12 protein-coding genes are annotated in these 17,905 nt (G+C 74.2%); 9 read left to right on the top strand and 3 right to left on the bottom strand.

From position 1 onward, the window contains the following. Positions 1-19 precede the first annotated feature (19 nt). The 6 genes from WMF27_RS01730 to WMF27_RS01705 all read left to right on the top strand — a co-directional run bounded on the left by WMF27_RS01730 (position 20) and on the right by WMF27_RS01705 (position 8,671). On the top strand, positions 20-1,714 hold the full coding sequence (locus WMF27_RS01730; protein WP_437943736.1) for a DUF4139 domain-containing protein: 1,695 nt from the start codon (positions 20-22) through the stop codon (positions 1,712-1,714). Positions 1,715-1,897: 183 nt separating this feature from the next. Then, on the top strand, positions 1,898-2,254 hold the full coding sequence (locus WMF27_RS01725) for a cupin domain-containing protein (RefSeq protein WP_437761997.1): 357 nt from the start codon (positions 1,898-1,900) through the stop codon (positions 2,252-2,254). A gap of 16 nt (positions 2,255-2,270) precedes the next feature. Then, positions 2,271-3,275, top strand: a complete 1,005-nt coding sequence (locus WMF27_RS01720; RefSeq protein WP_437943735.1) for a phosphatase PAP2 family protein — start codon at positions 2,271-2,273, stop codon at positions 3,273-3,275. Between the two features lie 2 nt (positions 3,276-3,277). Continuing rightward, positions 3,278-4,171 (top strand): hypothetical protein, encoded by an 894-nt coding sequence (locus WMF27_RS01715; RefSeq protein ID WP_437761999.1) that lies wholly within the window; start codon positions 3,278-3,280, stop codon positions 4,169-4,171. Between the two features lie 38 nt (positions 4,172-4,209). Continuing rightward, positions 4,210-4,899 (top strand): thioredoxin family protein, encoded by a 690-nt coding sequence (locus WMF27_RS01710; protein ID WP_437762000.1) that lies wholly within the window; start codon positions 4,210-4,212, stop codon positions 4,897-4,899. Positions 4,900-5,350: 451 nt separating this feature from the next. Then, positions 5,351-8,671 (top strand): protein kinase domain-containing protein, encoded by a 3,321-nt coding sequence (locus tag WMF27_RS01705; protein WP_437762001.1) that lies wholly within the window; start codon positions 5,351-5,353, stop codon positions 8,669-8,671. Positions 8,672-8,692: 21 nt separating this feature from the next. Here the strand turns inward: WMF27_RS01705 and WMF27_RS01700 are convergent, their stop codons facing one another. The 3 genes from WMF27_RS01700 to WMF27_RS01690 are packed head-to-tail and all read right to left on the bottom strand — an operon-like array spanning position 8,693 to position 11,639. Beyond that, positions 8,693-9,211 carry a J domain-containing protein gene (locus tag WMF27_RS01700; RefSeq protein ID WP_437762002.1) on the bottom strand — a complete coding sequence of 173 codons (519 nt, stop codon included), beginning with the start codon at positions 9,209-9,211 and terminating at the stop codon, positions 8,693-8,695. Positions 9,212-9,224: 13 nt separating this feature from the next. Further along, a complete protein-coding gene (locus WMF27_RS01695) occupies positions 9,225-10,445 on the bottom strand; it encodes a GNAT family N-acetyltransferase (protein WP_437762003.1) in 1,221 nt (406 codons plus the stop codon). A gap of 42 nt (positions 10,446-10,487) precedes the next feature. Beyond that, the gene (locus tag WMF27_RS01690; RefSeq protein WP_437762004.1) at positions 10,488-11,639 is read right to left on the bottom strand and encodes an alpha/beta fold hydrolase; all 1,152 of its coding nucleotides are present in this window, start codon (positions 11,637-11,639) and stop codon (positions 10,488-10,490) included. Between the two features lie 321 nt (positions 11,640-11,960). Between WMF27_RS01690 and WMF27_RS01685 the strand changes: the two genes are divergently transcribed. Genes WMF27_RS01685 through WMF27_RS01675 form a run of 3 tightly spaced genes read left to right on the top strand, consistent with a single transcriptional unit; the run spans position 11,961 to position 17,896 of the window. Continuing rightward, a complete protein-coding gene (locus tag WMF27_RS01685) occupies positions 11,961-12,890 on the top strand; it encodes a hypothetical protein (protein WP_437762005.1) in 930 nt (309 codons plus the stop codon). 12 nt (positions 12,891-12,902) lie between these two features. Beyond that, the gene (locus tag WMF27_RS01680) at positions 12,903-17,570 is read left to right on the top strand and encodes a sigma 54-interacting transcriptional regulator (protein WP_437762006.1); all 4,668 of its coding nucleotides are present in this window, start codon (positions 12,903-12,905) and stop codon (positions 17,568-17,570) included. Then, positions 17,567-17,896, top strand: a complete 330-nt coding sequence (locus tag WMF27_RS01675) for a hypothetical protein (protein ID WP_437762007.1) — start codon at positions 17,567-17,569, stop codon at positions 17,894-17,896. The genes WMF27_RS01680 and WMF27_RS01675 overlap by 4 nt, the downstream gene beginning before the upstream one ends. Positions 17,897-17,905: the final 9 nt, after the last annotated feature.

Here is a 17,905-nt window from a genome sequence, read left to right as displayed (position 1 = left end):
CAAAGGAAACGAGCGCACCATGGCAACGGATGCGAGCGGTTCGGACCGGGCTGGGCGGAGCGCCAGCGGCGGAGGGAGCGAAGAGAGCGGCGGCCACGAAGGTGCCCGCACGCCGCGCCCGAGCGTGGCGCGCGCGGTGACGCTGTTCGAGGATCGCGCCGAGGTCGTGCGCGCGGCGCGCGTCGAGGTCGAGGCCGGGGCGCAGTGGATCGCGATCGGCGGCGTCTCGGTGTTCGTCGACGAGCGCACCGTGCAGGCGCGCGTCGCGGGCGCGGATGCGGTCCGGGTGACGGCGGCGCGCGTGCGGTGGAGGGCGCACAGGGAGGCGGCGCTCGGCCGCGAGGCGATCGACGCGCTGGAGCGCGAGGAGCGCGAGGCGTCGCTGCGGGCGGGCGCCGCCGAGCGCGCGCGGGACCGGGCGTCGCGCCGCGAGGCCCACCTCGACCAGCTGCTCGCGAAGTGGGCGCGGGCGATGAGCGAGGTCCCGAAGGACGCCGGCGAGCCCGCGCGCCTCGCCTCGTGGCGCGGCGGCGCCGAGGCGCTGCACGCGGCGCTCGCCGAGGCGCTCGGCGCGTCGGCGGACGCGCGCGCGGCGCGGGCGCGCGCCGAGGAGGACGCCCGGCGCGCCGCAACGCGGCTGCGCGAGGGGTCGGTCGAGCAGCCGCGCTATGAAGCGGTGATCGAGGTCGAGGTGCACGCCCCCGGGCCGCAGCCCGTCGATATCGAGCTGACGTACCGCGTCGCGTGCGCGATCTGGCGCCCCGAGCACCTGGCGCGGCTCGCCGCCGGCGCCGCGGGCGCGGGCGGCGCGGCAGCGCAGGGGCCTGGCGGCTCGATCGAGCTCACCACCTGGGCGGCGGCGTGGCAGGCGACGGGCGAGGCCTGGGAGAACGTCACCGCGCGCTTCTCGACCGCGCGGCCGTCGAGGAGCGCCGAGGCGCCGCTGCTCGAGGACGACGTGCTCCGCGCGCGGCGCAAGACGGAGACCGAGCGCCGCCGCGTGATCGTCGAGGCGCGCGACCAGGCGATCGCCGCGGCCGGGCTCGACCGCGGGGCGCGGGCCGTCGACGAGATGCCGGGAGTGGACGACGGCGGCGAGCCGCTGATCTTCGAGGCGGCGGAGCCGGTGACCCTCCCCTCCGACGGCCGCCCGACGCGCATCGAGATCGCGCGGCGCTCGCTCCCCGCCGAGCTCGCGCTGGTGCTGTACCCCGAGGTCCACCCCGCGGCCCACCTGCGCGCCACGGTGACGCTGGACGGCGGCGGCGCCGGCGGACGGCCGCGCCCGCTGCTGGCAGGCCCGGTGCGCGTCGCGCGGGGCGGCAGCCTCATCGGCCGCGCCCGGCTCGATTTCGTGGGCGCCGGCGAGCCGTTCGAGCTCGGCTTCGGCGTGGACGACGCCGTGCGCGTGCGGCGCACCGTCGACGAGGAGCAGGACACCGCCGCGCTCACGGGGAGCCGCAAGATCCGCCGGCGTGTGAAGCTCTCCGTGTCCAACCTCTCCAGCAACGTGAAGCGGGTGCTGGTCACCGAGCGGATCCCTGTCAGCGAGGTGGCCGAGGTAGAGGTCGCGCTCGGCGAGGCCCCCGGCTGGACGCTGGACGAGAAGGACGGATTCCTCCGTGGCCACGTCGAGCTCCCTCCGAAGGGGTTGAAGACGATGTCGTTCAGCTACGAGCTCCGCGCCGCCGCGAGCGTGGTGTTGCCTTTTTGAAGCCGGGAAACGCAGAGAACGGGAACGTGCAAGGAGAGGAGCAGGGAAGCACGGAAGCACGGAAGCCGAGGCGCCGACGGCCGCCGTCGCACGGTTCGCGCGGAGCGCCGTTGACAGAACGCAGTGCGCTTCTGTAACGGATCGATCTCCCAGCGACTTCACTCGTGAAGGAGGAGGATCGCCATGAGGCAGCAGATCGACGGGGCCGTGGTGCTGACCGCAGCGGACGAAGACGTGATGGAGTATTTGCCCAACCGAGGCGTCTTCATGGCGCAGCTGCTGGGAAGAGACCGCGGTCACGCGTTCGGCTTCTACAGGGGCACGATGGGCCCCGGCTGTGAGATCTCGCGCGAGCTCCACACGGAGACCACCGAGACCATCTACATCCTGGCCGGGCAGGCGCTCGGCATCGTCGGCGACCGCGAGGTGCCCCTCGGTCCCGGCCAGATGATGCACGTCGAGACGAACGTACACCACGGGCTGCGCAACACGGGCGCCGGGCCGCTCGAGTTCCTCGTCATCGGCCACCCCGACTTCTGATCGCGCGGTCCGCTCCTTGAGGCGCGCCGCGCCCCTCCGGTTCGTCTCCAGCGCGCTCGCCGTGACGGCGCTGCTCGGCGCTGCAGCGGCGCGAGCCGAGCCGCACGCGGCGCCGTCCGGCGCGGCGACACGGGGAGCCGGCGACACCGCCGCCCTCCGTTCCGGGGCGGCGCTGCCGGGCGCGCCGCGCCGGGCCTCGCCGGAGGAGCGCTCGCGCGCGCGGCCCGAGGTCACGTGGGATCCGGCCTGGCCGCGCTTCCGCGTGAGCGAGTACGTGGCCACGGGGCTCCTGGCCGCGACCGCCTTCGGCACGCTCGCCATCGCGCCGTCGGAGGGCCGGTGGACGACCGTGAACGGCTTCGACGGCTCGGCGCGCGGCGCCCTGCGCATCCGCAGCGATCGCCAGCGCGAGATGGCGCGGGACGCGAGCGATCTCCTGCTCACGCTGATGACCAACCACCTCGCGGTGGACGCCCTTCTCGTGACCTGGTGGGGGCACGGCCGCGGCAGCGTCGCCTGGGAGATCGCGATGATCGACGTCGAGGCGCTCGCGCTCAACGCGGCCCTGAACGGCGTCGTCGCGGGGCTCACGAGCCGCGAGCGCCCCTACCGCGTCGGGTGCGCCGGGCCGGAGGCGCAGCAGGACCGCGACTGCCGGGGGAGCAAGCGGTACAGGAGCTTCTTCAGCGGCCACAGCTCGACCGCCTTCACGGCGGCGGGGCTCGTGTGCTCGCACCACGCGCGCCTGCCCCTGTACGGCGGCGGCGCCCCCGACGCGCTCGCGTGCGCCGCGTCGCTCGGGACGGCGGCGGCCGTGGCGACGCTCCGGGTCGTCTCCGACCAGCACTTCGCGACCGACGCGCTCACGGGCGCGGCGGTCGGCGCCCTGACCGGCCTCGGGCTCCCGTGGCTCCTGCACTACCGCGGCGGCGCCCCCGCCCCGGACGCGCCGCGCGGGGACGGCGTCACGCTCGGCTTCGCGCCCGCGCCGCTCGGCGGGTACCTGGTGGGCAGGTTCTAGCGATGGCGCTCCGCCGCGCGCTGGCCGCCGCCGCGGCGCTCGCCGGGCTCACCCTGCTGCCCGCCGGGGCCGGCGCCCAGGATCTGGCCGACCTGCCGTCGCCCGCCGGCGAGCCGCCGCCGGTGCCCTCGGGCATCGACCTCCTGCAGAAGCGCTCTTACTGGGCGCGGAGCGCCGCCGCGCGCCCGTTCCTCTCCGCGCTGATGGATCTCGGCGTGATCTATTTCAGGCCGAGCCTCGCGCTCGGCGTGGGCAAGCCGCACTGGTCCTGGCTCGGGATCGAGGCCTACGCGAGCGTGTCGCCGAGCGGCGGCGCGGAGTACCTGGGCCTCCGCGCCGCGCTGCCCAGCGTGGAGATCCGCGGCGGCGCGCGGTACGCCTTCTCGACGACCCAGTACTTCCTCGAGCCTCGGGCGTCGTACACGCGCAGGGACACCGAGCTCATGCAGGGCCCCCCGTCGCGGTACGTCGCGGCGGAGATCGAGGCGTCGGGCTCGATACCCTTGCTCGGAGGCAGCCTGTTCGGCGTCGCGACCGGCTATGCGGTGCTGGGGACGCCGGAGGGATTCTACCTCTACGAGGAGGCGCTCCACGCGGTGATGAAGCCGCCGTACCTCTACCGGGCCCGGCTCGGCTACATGGCGGAGATGGACAGGTTCGGCGAGCTCCGCCTGGGCGCCGCCGCCGAGGTGCTCGGCAACCCTGGCCGCGACAGCGTCGTCGTGCGCGTCGGCCCCGTGCTGGCCGTGTCGTTGACGCACCACCTGGACGCGGTGGGGACGGTGATGGTGGTGGCCGCGACGCCCGATCGGCTCGGCCTGCTGGGCGCGGATCTCGGCCAGCTCGGCCTTCGATACCGGTGGGCGACCGGCGATCGCTGGCCGGAGTTCCCGTGACGCATGCGCCTCCCGCGACGCGTGGTAAGCGTCCCTGGATGAACAGGCTCATCTCCCTGACGTTCCTCGCCGCGGCCCTCGCGGCGTGCACCCAGCCCGGCGAGGCGAGCGCGCCCGCGGCCACCGGCGCCGCCGCGCCGCAGCCCGCCAGGGCCGACGCCCCGAAGGCGAAGGCCGCGGACGCGCCGGCGGCTCAGGCCAAGATCGGGCAGCCCGCGCCCGATTTCACGCTGCCGGACCTCGACGGCAAGCCCGTCAAGCTGGCCGATCACAAGGGCAAGACGGTCGTCCTCGAGTGGTTCAACCCCGGTTGCCCGTTCGTGCAGCTCGCGCACCGCCAGGGCGGCCTGAAGGACGTGCCGGCGCAGCAGACCCAGAAGGGGGTCGTGTGGCTCGCCATCAACTCGGGCGCCCCGGGCAAGCAGGGCACCGGCAAGGAAGAGAACGTGAAGGCAAAGGGCGAGTTCGGGATGAGCTACCCGCTCCTCATCGACGAGAAGGGCGATGTGGGGCGCGCGTACGGCGCCCAGCGCACACCGCACATGGTCGTCATCGATCCGCAGGGTACGGTCGTCTACGCCGGCGCCATCGACAGCACGAAGGGCGGTGAGCCCGAGCCGGGCGAGCAGGTCACGAACTACGTCGATGCCGCGCTGGCCGAGCTCGCCGCCGGCAAGGCGATCTCCACGAAAGAGACCGAGGCGTTCGGCTGCACCGTCAAGTACTGACCAGCCCGCCGGCGGGCCCATGAGCAGCGGAGCAGCTGAACCCACCTCGGCATCATGTCGCGCGCCCCACAAGGAGCGTCGCGAACGGCGTCCCGCTCCTCGCTGCTCTCTCGTCGGATCGTTCATTGGCGCTGTCGTCGGCGCGGCGCTGAAACGTCGCTGAACGTCGCTGAACGTCGCTGAACGTCGCGCCCGCCGCCTGTTCCCGCCCCACGCCCATCGCCGCGCCGAGCGCATCGCACCCTGGCCCCCGCGCGGCGACAGGCCCAGTCCGGGGTGTTGACATGGACGTAAACTCAGGTTTACCGTTGGGCGACAGTTTTGTCACATCGCTCGTAGCTCACGCCTGAAGCGAGGCGCTCACTGGCACGCGGCAGGCGGTCCGGGATGATGGCGATTCGGGGCCATGCGCTGGGGGGCTCCACCTTCGCTGTTGAAAAGGGTCCGAGTCATGAGCCGAATGGGAGGAGCGGGCCCGGAGAGTGCGAACGCCGCGTGGCCGGCGAGCGAGGAGCCCACGTCCCGCCCCGTCTCGATCGCACCCCAGAGCAGGCCGCCCCGCTCCGCCCCGCCGGGGAGCTCGGGCGCCGCGCAGGAGACGGTGTTCCAGTGCGTCGAGCCGCCCTCGTCGCGCGTGCCGAGCAGGTTTCCCATCCGCAACTGGGATCGGTATGAGTGCGAGTCGCTCATCGGGAAAGGGGGAATGGGCACGGTCTACAAGGCCAGGGACCCGCGACTCCACAGGTACGTGGCGCTCAAGCTGATACGGGGCAACGATCCCGAGCTCGCCCAGCGCTTCATCTGGGAAGCGCGGGCCCAGGCCCGGGTCGAGCATCCGAACATCTGCAAGGTGTACGAGGTGGGCGAGGCGCAGGGCCAGCCGTTCATCGCCATGCAGTACATCGACGGCCAGCCGCTCCACCGGGCGGCGCAGCAGATGTCCCTCGAGCAGCGGGTGAAGCTCGTGGCCGACGTCGCGGACGGCCTGCACGCCGCCCACCGGCTCGGGCTGATCCACCGCGATATCAAGCCGGCGAACATCCTGGTGGAGCGGACGGCCGAGGGCGCCTTCCGCCCCTACCTCCTCGATTTCGGGCTCGCGAGGGACACCGCGGCGGACGCCCGTGCGACGGCGAGCGGCGAGGGGACGCCGGCGTACATGGCGCCCGAGCAGGTGTCCGGGGGCCAGCGCCAGCTCGACCGCCGCACGGATGTCTACTGCCTCGGCTCCACGCTCTACGAGGTCCTCGCCGGGCGCCCGCCGTTCGTCGACCCCTCGGTGACGAGCCTCATCGCCCGCGTGGCGCGCGAGCCGCCGGCGCCGGTGCGAAAGATCGACAAGCGGATCCCCGTCGATCTCGAGACCATCGTGATGAAGTGCCTCGAGAAGGAGCCCCAGCGGCGGTACGACTCCGCGAAGATGCTCGCGCTCGATCTCGAGCGCTACCTCGAGGGGGAACCGATCGACGCGCGGCCGATGGGCATCGGCTACCGCGCCCTGAAGCGCGCCAGGAAGCACAGGCTCGCGGTCGCGGCGGCCGCCGTGGCGCTCGTCGTGCTCGCGCTCTCGGGCGCCGTCGCCCTCCGCGCGAAGCTCGCCGCCGCGCGGCAGGCCGAGCTCGCCGCGCGCGTGGCGTCCCTGGCCGAGGGCTTCGGTCAGGACGTCAAGGAGATGGAGCTGTTCATGCGCTACGCCTACGCGCTCCCCCTCCACGAGGTGTCGCGGGAGAAGGAGGTCATCCGAGCGCGCCTGGGCGAGATCGACCGGAAGATGCAGGGCATGCGCGAGACGACGGGCGATCTCGTCGAGGGCCCCGGCCGCTACGCGCTCGGGCGCGGGCACCTCGCGCTGCACGAGCCCGAGGAGGCGCTCGCGCACCTCGAGGCGGCGCTCGCGAGCGGGTACGCCACGCGCGAGGCGAAATTCGCGGCGGGCCTCGTGCACGGCATGCTCTACCTGAAGGGGCTCGATCGGGCGCGGCGCCTCGCCGACAAGGGGGAGCGGTCCGCGCACCAGCTCGAGCTCGAGGAGCGGCACAAGCAGCCGGCGCTCAGGTACCTGAGGGACAGCGTGAGATCGGCCGCGGAGCCGCCGTCGTACGCCGCGGCGCTCATCGCGCTCTACGAGGGGCGGTTCGACGAGGCGCTCGCCGACGCGCGGCGAGCGTTCGCGCGATCGCCCTGGGAATACGAGGCGAAGAAGCTCGAGGGCGACGTCCTGCTCGCGAAGGGCACGGCGGCGCGCGACCTCGGGGAGCACGCGGCGGCGCTCGTCGAGTTCTGGGGCGCCGTCGCCTCGTACGAGGCCGCGGCGGAGATGGCCGAGAGCGATCCCGACGTCCACGAGGCGGCCGCGCGCGCCCTGAGCGAGATCATGCTGATCGAGGCGCAGCGCGGCGGAGACGCGGAGGAGGTCGTCGCGCAGATCATCGCCCGGTGCGACAAGGCGCTCCGGGCCAACCCGCGGGCGAGCGGCGCGCTCGCCAAGAAGGCCTGGGCGCTCGTGCACCGCGGAAGGCGCGACCTGTCGCGCGGCTCGGACCCGAGGTCGGACCTCGTCGAGGCGGTCGCGGCCAGCGAGCAAGCGGCCCGGGGCGACCCGTCGGACGCGACCGCGTACGGCGCGATGGGGGCGAGCTTCTTCCTCCTCGCGTCGCACGAGAGCGCCGTGGGGCTCGACGCGTGGCCCTCGCTCGGCCGCGCGGTCGACAGCGCGCAGCGGTCGCTCGCGCTCGACCCGAACTCCTTCTGGGCGTGGAACGACGCCGCCATCGCCTACGGCATGATGGCCGAGTACGCCGCGTCCCGCGGCGCCGATCCCCTCCCCCTCTTCGAGATCGGCGCGTCGTACGCCGAGCGGGCGATCGAGATCGCGCCGAACGACATGCCGCCGCTCCTCAACCAGGGCTGGCTCTACGCGCGGCGCGCGCAGTACGAGCTCGACCACGGGGCGTCGCCCGAGGAGTCGCTCGACGTGGCCAAGGACAGCCTCGAGGCGGCCCTGCGGCGGCGCCCGGACAGCTACCGCGCCTACAACAACCTGGCCCTGACCTACCTGATCCAGGGCCGGCACGAGCGGCTCACCGGCGGGAGCCCGGAGGTCTCGCTCGCGCGGTCGATCGAGGCGTACGGCGCGGCGGCGCACCTCAACCCGGACGATCTCGAGGCCAAGCAGGGCGCGGGCCTCGCGCGCACCGAGGCGGCGCACGGAGCGCTCCTCCGGGGCGAGGATCCGACGGCCGCGCTCCGCGCGGCGAGGGGCGCGTTCGAGCCCATCGTGGCCGCGAGGCCGCAGCACGCGGGGGCGCTCCTCGCGCTCGGGCACATCGAGCTGCTCTCGGCGCGGTGGGCCGCGTCGCGCGGCGGCAGCCCTGCGGCGGCGCTCGGCGCCGCGGAGCGGTCGCTGCTCCGCGCCCTCGAGGCGAACGGGGGCAACCCGAGGATCTTCGGCGCCCTGGCCGAGGTCCACCGGCAGCGCGCCGCCCTGACCAGGCCGGGGCTCCTCGACGTGCGCTCGGAGGTCGAGGCGGGGCTCGCGCTGATCGAGCGCACGCTGGCCATCGACCCGGGCTTCCCGCTGGCGAGCGCCAGGAAGGGCGCGCTGCTCCTCCTGCGGGCGAAGGCGGAGCGCGGGCGCGCGGCGCGCCTGGATCTGGCCCAGCGCGCCGGGGCCTCGCTCGACGAGGCGCTCCGCGGCAACCCGCTGCTCGCGCGCGAGTACGCGCCGCTCCTCGACGAGGCCGGGAAGGTCGCCGCGGCGAGCCACCCGTAGCCCCGGATCCCCGTGGCGGCGCTACCTGCGCCTGGGCCGCGCGAGCCTGGACATCGCCTCGTCGTGAGCCCACTTGACGCGCATGAACTCGCGGGCGTCGCCGCCGCGATCGGGGTGCGTGACGAGCGCGAGCCGGCGGAACGCCTGGCGGATCTCGTCCGCGCTCGCGGCCTCCGCCAGTCCGAGCACCGCGAACGGCGACGCGCCGCGCGCGGACGCGGGCCGCGACGGCGCGCGGCTCGACGGCCCGGGGGGCGGCGGGGGCGCCTCCCGCCGCGCGCGCGGCTTGGGCCACGGGGGCTCGCCGCGCAGGACGCGCGTCCAGGCCGTCGCCCAGGCCGGCTCGATCTCGACGAGCGGGCGCCCGGCGGCGCGCTCGGCCTGCGCCCGCGCCTCCTCGACGGTCCGCGCGCCGCCCTGGCTCGCGTCCGGAGGGCGGAACGGCTCGCGCGCCGGCTCGACCGTCCACCAGGCGGCCCACAGGAAGCGGCGGCGGCGGGTCGGGGTCACCGCGTAAACGCCGCGGAGCGGGAGCGTCATCGGGGCCTGGCCTTCAGAAGAGCTCGGGGCACCACGGGGCGCGCGCGGCGCGGAACAGGCTGTCCGCGCGCTCGACGGCGCCTCCGGAGAGCGCCTCGACCTGGCCCGCGTCGGCCATGCAACGGAACGAGACGCCGCCGAGGTACGCCGAGCCGAGCGCCGTGACGTCGAGGCGGAGGTCCGGCGCCGCCGTGGTCCGCGTCGCGCGCCGCTCGCCCCCGTTGAGCTGGAACCGGCCCGCGTTCCAGGGGCAATCGCGGTCGGTGATCTCGAGCGTGAGCGCCTCGCCGCTGCCATAGGCGCGCGCCGCGAGCGCGGCCTCGACGTCCACGATGCGCACCCACAGCCCGTCGCTCGCCGTGAGGCGCAGCCGCCGCGGCTCAACGAGGAGCATGCCGAGCGGATGATCGGGCGGCAGGAAGCTCGCCTCGATCCGCTGCGCCAGGTCGATGTCGAAGAGGTACCGCCAGACGAGCCTGGTCCCGAGCGGCGAGGCGCCGATCGCCTCGATGACGCGGACGGAGCCGATCGGGATCGAGGACGCGTCAAACCGGTGGTGCACGCAGTACAGCGCGTAGGCCTCGGGGCGCCCGTCGACCTCGATCACGACGCGCTGGAGCTGGCCGCCCCCCTGGCGGATGAAGTCGTTGTCGCTCAGCCGCCGGCCCCGCCACCACGGCTCCGAGCGCGCCAGCATCCCGGGGACGAGCGGGCGGGCGCGCTCCCAGACCGGCGCGAACGCCTCGAGCGCCTCGGCTTCCCCGAGCAGCCGCGCCCGGCCCTCCGCGCTCGCCTCGCCGCGGAACGCGGTGCGATCGCGCTCGATCGAGATGGAGCACGCATGCGACGCGAGGCCGTAGCCGAAGCGGCCGTAGATGGAGCCCTCCGTGGCCCAGAGCGCGGAGATCGGCTGCCCCGCGGCCCGCGCCTCGTCGAGGTGCCGCCGGATGAGGCGCGTGAGGATGCCGCGGCGGCGGTGCGTCGGCATGACCGCGACCGCCGTGAGCCCGGCGACCGGGGCGGCGCCGCCCGGCGTGGTCATCGTGAGCGAGAACGTGCCGGCGGCCCCGACGAGCGACTCGCCGTCATAGGCGCCGAGGCGGGAGGTGAACTCCTGGAGCCGCTTCGTCCCTTCCATGCGATCGACGTTCATGAGCGCGCCGAAGGCGGTGAGGATGGGATGGACGAACTCGCCGTACTGCTCGGCGCCCAGCTGCCGGAGCTCGATGCTCATCAGCCTACGATAGCAGTCACGCCGGCGCCCTCGCGTGGCGTCCTACGCGCTCAGCTGCTCGCGCCCCCTCGCCGCCGCCCACCGGATGCGCGTCTTCAGCCAGGCCTCGATGAGCGGCCACACCGTGAGCGGCGCGTCCCGGCCGACGACGATGTCGAGGTGGCCGCGCGGGAACTCGCGGTAGGTCTTGTCCGAGGAGCGGCTGAACTCGTACGCCGGCTTCACCGACGCCGGCGGCGCGAGGTCGTCGTGCGTGCCCGCGATGACCAGGAGCGGCACGTCGAGCTGCTCGAAGCGCTCGGCGTAGCCGAAGAGGCTCCCCATGTGGTGGCCGCTCTTCCGCGACGCCGCCGCGTCCAGGAACATGTTCCGGAGCACCGTGATGCTGCCGCTGTCCATCGCCAGCGACATGTGCTGCGTGAGCACCCGCGTCTCCATCGAGCCGGGCACGAACCCCCGGATCGGCAGCGGAAAGATCGGGCTCTCGACGAACGCCCGCACGAACCGGAACGGCTCGCCCCACGCCGACAGCGGGAGCGCCCCCTGCCCGAGCGGGACGCGCCGGTCGACCGTCAGCATCAGCCGGCCGAGCAGCGCGAGCGACCGCGACCCGTGCGTGAACAGGTACGGGCTCCCCAGCGTGACGATCCCGCCGACCGCGTCCCCCATCGTCGGCGCCGTCGCGTAGCCGACGAGGCCCCCGAGCGAGTGGCCGATCAGGTACACCGGCCGCGGGCCCGAGATGCGCCGGATCTCCTCGATCGCCGCCGGCACGTCCTCGCGGACGAAATCGGTCACGTGGGCAGGCCGCCGCGCCCCGAGGTGCCGCGACCGACCGTGCCCCCGCAGGTCCAGGTTGAAGACGTCGAAGCCCGCGCGCGCCAGGTAGTTCGAGAAGCTCCGCGACGGCAGGTGCCAGATGTACCGGTTCTGGCCGTACCCGTGGACCAAGAGCACGCTCGCCACCGTGCTCCGGAGCCGCGCGCTCCGCTTGCGGATCATCGCCAGCGGCACGTCCCGCTCCACCGGCTCCGCGTCGTCCACCCCCGACGCGCGCGCCCCCTCGATCCCACGGCTCGCCGGCGGGGACTCGTGCGCGGTGCTGCGGACCCGCACCACCACGAGTTCCTTGATGAACCTGTCCCGCTCGTCGCGGTCGATCGTCTGCTCGACCTGGGCCTGATGCAGGATCATCCTTTCCGTCTATTGCGGATTATTTTGCTGTGCGCAACCTCGTTTGGTCCGCCAGCAATGCCGCCGCCGTGGAGCCCTGCCGCGCCAACATCGCACGGCCATCGAAGGCGATCACGAGCAGGCGCGCTCTGACGCGCGGTCGTGGAAAAAGCTCCGCCGTGGGCGGTCCGCAGGCGTCACACGGCGCTGCGTCTCGTGTACCCTCCCCTCGCCGGTGCCCGGTCCACCGGGGCGCGCGGAGAACCCGAACCTGGCCTCGGCGCGCCTGTTCCGTGGGCGCGGAGCCCGGCCCTGAACTTACGCATCGCTAGGTGACCTACAATGTACCACGTGAAGATGGGTCGGCAGCTCGCGGTCGGGGCGCACGCCAGGGCCGCCGCGCTCGCCGCGTTGCTCGGCGCCGTGTGCTTCTCGTCGAGCGCCGGCGCGCAGCCCAAGGACGACGCCGAAGGCAACCCGGACGACTCCCCCGCCGCCGAGAAGCAGGCCACGGACGAGAAGGCGCAGGACGACAAGGCGCCCGGCGAGAAGGACAAGCCGCAGGAAGCGCCGCCCGAGGCGGCGGATGAGAACGCCCCGTTCGAGCGGGAGGGCAAGACCTATCGGTTCGCCGGGCTCCGGTTCCGGAACCTCATCGTGCCGAAGGCGATGATCAACCTCTTCGCGGACGGCGGGTCGAGCGTGAACGTGTTCACGTTCGGCCCGGAGCTCTCGACGCGCAGGGACGGGCTCGAGATCGATCTGGCGATCTCCTACGCGGACTACTCGATGGATCCCTTCCTCTTCAAGGGGAAGAACGACGGCGACGACGCCTGGGAGATGGTGTCGAGCACCATGAAGCTCGTCTACTTCACGACCGATCTCCTCTACGAGATCCCGCTCGACAAGGAGAAGGGCCGCTTCTCCCTGCTGATCGGCGGCGGCGTCGGGCTCGGCGTCGTCTTCGGCGACCTCTACCGCGCGCAGGCGTACCCGAACAACCCGTCTCGCCTCGACCCCGACGACGTGGGCTCGTGGAGCAAGTGCCCCGGCCCGATCGGCGGCTTCTGCGACGGCTCCAACGAGCATTTCGGCGACTACGACGAGCCGAGCTGGATCAACGGAGGATCCAAGCCGTCGGTGTTCCCGTGGATCTCGTTCCCGCAGCTCAGCTTCCGGTACAAGCCGATCAAGCAGCTTCAGACGCGGCTCGACGCCGGCTTCTCCATCACAGGGTTGTTCTTCGGGCTGTCCGCGGGGTATGGCCTCTGATCGAGGGATGAGGTGACGTCGCGTCCGCTGTTTCCGCCGCGCTATGAGCCGATCGGGGCCCTCGGAAAGGGCGGTGGTGGCGAGGTGTGGGCGGTGCGCGATCGCCTCACCGGCAAGACGGCCGCGCTGAAGACGCTCGGCGAGGAGGCGGACGAGCCGGAGGTGCTCGCGCTCGTCCGCGAGGCGGCGGCGCTGTCGGGCGTCGAGGGCCTCGGCGTGCCGCGCGTGCTGCGCTTCGGCCGGCTGCCCGCGTCAGGGCGGCCCTTCATGGTGCGCGAGCTCGTCGAGGGGACGAGCCTCGCCGATCTGCTCGCGCGCAAGGGCGACCTGGCCAGGAACCTCGCGGCCATCGCCGACGCGGCCGATCAGCTGACGCGCCTGCACCGCGCGCTCCTGCTGCACGGCGACGTGAAGCCCGCGAACATCATCGTCGGCGAGAACGGCCGCGCCACGCTCGTCGACCTCGGCCTCGCGGCGCCGTTCCGGGACGACGGCTCGCGGCCCGTGGGCCTCACGCCCCGCTACGCCGCGCCGGAGCTCTTCAAGGGCGACCCGCTCACCGTCCGCGCCGAGGTGTTCGCGCTCGGCGCGACGCTCGCCGAGGCCCTCCGCGACAGCGGGGGCGAGCGCGATCCGAAGGTCGTCGAGGCGCTCCAGGGGGTCGTCGACCGGGCGACCGCCAAGGACCCGAACGCGCGCTACCCGAGCGCGGACGAGCTCGCGAACGCGCTCCGGCGCGCGGCGCGGCTCCCCACCGGGCCGGGCGAGGCGGGCGCGCGGCCCGACGCGGACGCGGGCGCCGTGGTCTGGCCCATCGTCGGGCTGGACGCGCCCTCCACGCGGCTGCTCGCGCAGATCATGGCGCTGCCCGCGGGCGGCGGGCTCTCGATCGAAGGCCCGCGCGCTTCCGGGCGGAGCGCGCTGCTCCGGCGCATCGCGTGGTCGCTCGAGGTCGGCGGGTACGCCGTCGCGTGGGTCGAGGCGGCCCGCGTGGCCGACCCGCGCGAGGCGCTCTCGATCGAGCTGTCGGAGCACGATCTCGGCCGGGTGACGGCGCTCGTCGACGACGCCGATCGGCTCGGCGACACGGCGATCGAGCGGCTCGACGAGGTGCGGAAGGCCGGCGGCAAGCTCGTGCTCGTGCTCGGGGCTCCATCGGAGAGCGGCGCGCCCGCCGGCGACGCGCCTTCCCCCGCGCGCCTGGGCCGCGGGTTCGAGCGCTTCGAGATGGCGCCGCTCGACGAGCAGGTCGCCCGCGAGCTCGTGCAGCGCACCATCCCGTCGCTGAGCGACGCGGTGGCGGCGCACGTCGTCTCCCGCGCGGGGCGGTGGCCCGGGCGCATCCGCGAGATCGTCGCGTGCATCGCGCGCGCGCCCGTCGCGTCGACCGAGGACGTCGATCGGCTGCTCGACGCGCCCCCGACGAGCGCGGCGGCGTCCGGGCCGGGCGGCGCGGGCGCCGAGGGGGCGGCGCTGCGGCCGGCGGAGATCCACCGGCTGCTCGACCGCGGCCACTACGACGCGGCCGCGGAGGCGCTCGGGCGGCACGAGGGCGGCGGCTCGGCCCCCGCGGTGCCCTCCTTGACGATCGCGCGCGCGCGGCTCGCCATGAACCGCGGCGACACGGCGCGGGCGCTCGCCGAGCTCGCGCGCGTGAAGGACCAGGTCGAGGCCTCGAACGATCACGCGCTGGCGGCGTTCTGGTCGCTGCAGATGGCCCGCGCGCTCGTGCGCACCGGCGACTACGGCGAGGCGGAGCGCCGCGCGGGCGAGGCCGTGGAGCGGGTGGGCCCGCTCAAGATCGAGGCGGGGCTGACCGGCGCGTCGCGCCCCGAGCTCGCGACGGCCGCCGCGTTCGGCGCCTCGCCCGAGGCGATCGTCGCCGAGGCGGTGGCGACGCGCGGGCTCGCGCAGAGCTTCGCCTCCCGGCACGAGGACGCGAAGCGCACGCTGGAGCACGCGGTCCGGCTCGCGCGGCTCACGGGAGAGCCGCGGATCCTGTCGGTCGCGCTCGTGTCGCTCGCGTTCGCGCTCCAGCGGGACGACCACCTCAGCGAGGCGAAGGCGGTCTACGAGGAGGCGCTCACGGCCGCGGAGCAGGCCGGCGACGCGGGCACGCTCGCGACGACCCGCCTGAACCTCGCCGCGCTCACGAAGCTCCAGGGCGACCTCGGCGCGGCCATCCGCCACCTCGAGGCCGCCGTCGACCTGGGCCGGCGCTCCGGCCGCGTGGCGACGATCCGCCAGGCGCTCCTCAACCTCGCGAACCTCGACCTCTACCTCGGGCGGCTCGCGCGGGCCCGGGTGTCGCTCGACGCGCTCGCCGCCCAGCGCGCGGATCTCGCGCCGCAGCAGCAGGCGCAGCTGCTCGCGCTCGAGGCGGAGCACGCGGCGCGCTCGGGCGATCTCGAGCAGGCCGAGCGGCTCTGCCTCGAGTGCGCGGAGGCGTACGAGGCGATGGGCCGGCGCATCGACGGGGTCGAGGCGCGGCTCGAGCGCGTGCTCTTCGCGGTGGCGCGCGCCGTCGCGGATCCGCGCGCCCTCGGCGAGGAGATCGACGTGGCGTCGGAGCGCCTGGGGACGACCGGCGCCCACCGCGCCCTGCTCGCGCTCGCGCGCGGCCGCGTCGCGGCGCTCGCGCGCGACGAGTGGCGGGCCCGGGCGGCGTACGACGAGGCGCTCGACGCGGCGCGCGCCGCGGGCCAGCGCGACTGGATCTGGCGCGCGCTGGAGGCGCGGGCGCAGCTCGAGACGGAGCGGGGGCACCTCATCCGGGCGCGCCACGACCGCGAGGAGGCGCTGATCACGCTGGAGGAGATCGCCTCGAAGCTGCCGCGCGACCTCCGGGAGGTGTTCTGGAACGACGCGCGGCGCAAGGAGATCCGGGCGGCCGCGATGCTCGAGCTGATGAGCAGCCGCACGGTGCCGTTCACCCAGCAGAGCGCGGCGGCTCAGGCAGGCGCTGCGGCCCCGCAGGGCGAGGACCGGCTGGCGCGGGTCCTCGAGATCAACCGCGAGATCGCCGGCGAGCACGATCTCGCGCGCCTGCTCGCGAAGGTGACCGATCATGCGATCGCGCTCCTCCAGGCGGAGCGCGGGTTCATCATCCTGCAGCGGCCGCCGCGCGACGAGCTGACGCCGGTCGGCGAGGGCGCGGTCGATCTCTCGATCCACGCCTCGCGCGACCAGGCGGGGGACGACCCGCACGCGCGCTTCTCCAGCTCGATCGCCGAGCGGGTGATCTCCACGGGCGAGCCGGTCGTGACCGCGAGCGCGCGGGACGACACGCGCATGAGCGATTACGTCTCGGTGCACCAGCTCATGTTGCAGTCGGTCGCGTGCGTGCCGATCCGGCAGCGGAGCGGGCAGGTGATCGGCGCGCTGTACCTGGAGACGCGGCTGAGCGCGGCGGCGAAGTTCGAGGTGGAGCTCCCGACGCTGACGGCGCTGGCCGATCAGGTCGCGATCGCCATCGAGACGGCGCGCCTCGTGAGCGAGAACGAGCGCCGCGCCCGCGAGCTCGAGCGCGCGAACGAGGAGCTGCGCGCGGCGCGCGCCAAGCTGGAGGAGCTCCTCGGCCACCGCACCGCGCAGCTGGCCGCGACGCGGCGGGATCTGCGCTCGGCGCGCGCGGTGATCCGCGGCCATTTCGGCTACGAGGGCCTGGTCGGCACGAGCGAGGCGATGCGCCGCGTGTACGCGCTCATCGACCGGGTGAAGGACACGGACATCCCGATCCTGATCACGGGCGAGAGCGGGACGGGCAAGGAGGTCGTCGCGCGGACGATCCACAACGCGAGCCCGCGGGCGAAGAAGCCGTTCGTCGGCGTCAACTGCGGCGCGATCCCGGAGCACCTGCTGGAGAGCGAGCTCTTCGGGCACGTCCGCGGCGCGTTCACGGGCGCCGATCGCGACCGGAAGGGGCTCTTCCGGGAGGTGACCGGCGGCACCATCCTGCTCGACGAGATCGGGGAGATGCCGCAGAAGATGCAGGCGGGGCTCTTGCGTGTGCTGCAGGAGAAGGTCGTCCGTCCGGTCGGCGGCGCGCGCGAGGAGCCGGTCGACGCGCGGGTCATCGCGGCGACGCACCGGGATCTCGCCGACATGGTCTCGAGGGGCACGTTCCGCGAGGATCTCTACTACCGGCTGCACGTCGTCGAGGTGCGGGTGCCGTCGCTGCGCCAGCGGATCGAGGACATCCCGCTGCTCATCGACTACTTCCTCGGGATCTTCGCCGCGCGCTACGGCCGCGATCGCCGCAGCGTGTCCCGCGCCGCGCTGAAGCGGCTGTCGGCGTACACCTGGCCCGGGAACGTGCGGCAGCTCGAGAACGTGCTGCTCAACGCGTGGGTCCTGTCGGATCGCCCCGAGCTGGAGAGCGAGGACTTCGAGCTCCCCGACGCGGCGCCTCGGTCGCTGCGGGGCTCGCTCGACAGCGGCGCCACGCCCGCGCCCCGAGCGCCCGCCGGCGGCGGGGCGCCCGCGAGCGCGGGCCGGGCTCCGCCGTCGAGCGACCCACACCACGTCGAGACGTCGCTGGACGCGCACAAGGCGAGCGAGCGGGAGCGGATCCTTGTCGCGCTCTCGAGCTGTAACTGGAACCGGGTGAAGGCGGCGCAGGTCGTGGGCCTGCCGCGCCGGACGTTCTACCGGCGCCTCAAGGAGTACGGGATCCAGTGAGCGATCGTTCGAACCTCGCCGCCTCCATCGACGGCGCGCCCCTCGCCGACGAGGAGGCGCGCGATCTCTGGACGCGGTTCAGCCGGTACATGGATGAGCACCGCGGCGACATGGCGGGCTTCGCGCGGGAGAACGGCTACGTGAGCGTGACGCCGACCTTCGAGCGCGGGCGGGCGTTGCTCGTCGTCCGGACGACGGAGGCGCCGCCGGAGAAGCCGGCCCAGCGCCCCGCTGGAGAGAAGCCGGCCCAGCGCCCCGCTGGAGAGAAGCCAGCGCCGCGCGGCGGAGGCCGCGGCAAGCCAGCGCGCGGCAGGCGGCGGCGCTGAGCGCCCACC

It is taken from the genome of Sorangium sp. So ce281 (genome assembly GCF_051527395.1).
Classification (GTDB): domain Bacteria; phylum Myxococcota_A; class Polyangia; order Polyangiales; family Polyangiaceae; genus Sorangium; species Sorangium cellulosum_B.
Note: the sequence above shows the minus strand (reverse complement) of the source record. Positions and strands in the feature narration are given on the sequence as shown.

Coding starts and splice junctions, on each gene's coding strand:
- WMF27_RS01730 (WP_437943736.1), top strand. CDS start 20: ATGGCAACGGATGCGAGCGGTTCGGACCGGGCTGGGCGGAGCGCCAGC.
- WMF27_RS01725 (WP_437761997.1), top strand. CDS start 1,898: ATGAGGCAGCAGATCGACGGGGCCGTGGTGCTGACCGCAGCGGACGAA.
- WMF27_RS01715 (WP_437761999.1), top strand. CDS start 3,278: ATGGCGCTCCGCCGCGCGCTGGCCGCCGCCGCGGCGCTCGCCGGGCTC.
- WMF27_RS01710 (WP_437762000.1), top strand. CDS start 4,210: ATGAACAGGCTCATCTCCCTGACGTTCCTCGCCGCGGCCCTCGCGGCG.
- WMF27_RS01705 (WP_437762001.1), top strand. CDS start 5,351: ATGAGCCGAATGGGAGGAGCGGGCCCGGAGAGTGCGAACGCCGCGTGG.
- WMF27_RS01700 (WP_437762002.1), bottom strand. CDS start 9,211: ATGACGCTCCCGCTCCGCGGCGTTTACGCGGTGACCCCGACCCGCCGC.
- WMF27_RS01695 (WP_437762003.1), bottom strand. CDS start 10,445: ATGAGCATCGAGCTCCGGCAGCTGGGCGCCGAGCAGTACGGCGAGTTC.
- WMF27_RS01690 (WP_437762004.1), bottom strand. CDS start 11,639: ATGATCCTGCATCAGGCCCAGGTCGAGCAGACGATCGACCGCGACGAG.
- WMF27_RS01685 (WP_437762005.1), top strand. CDS start 11,961: ATGTACCACGTGAAGATGGGTCGGCAGCTCGCGGTCGGGGCGCACGCC.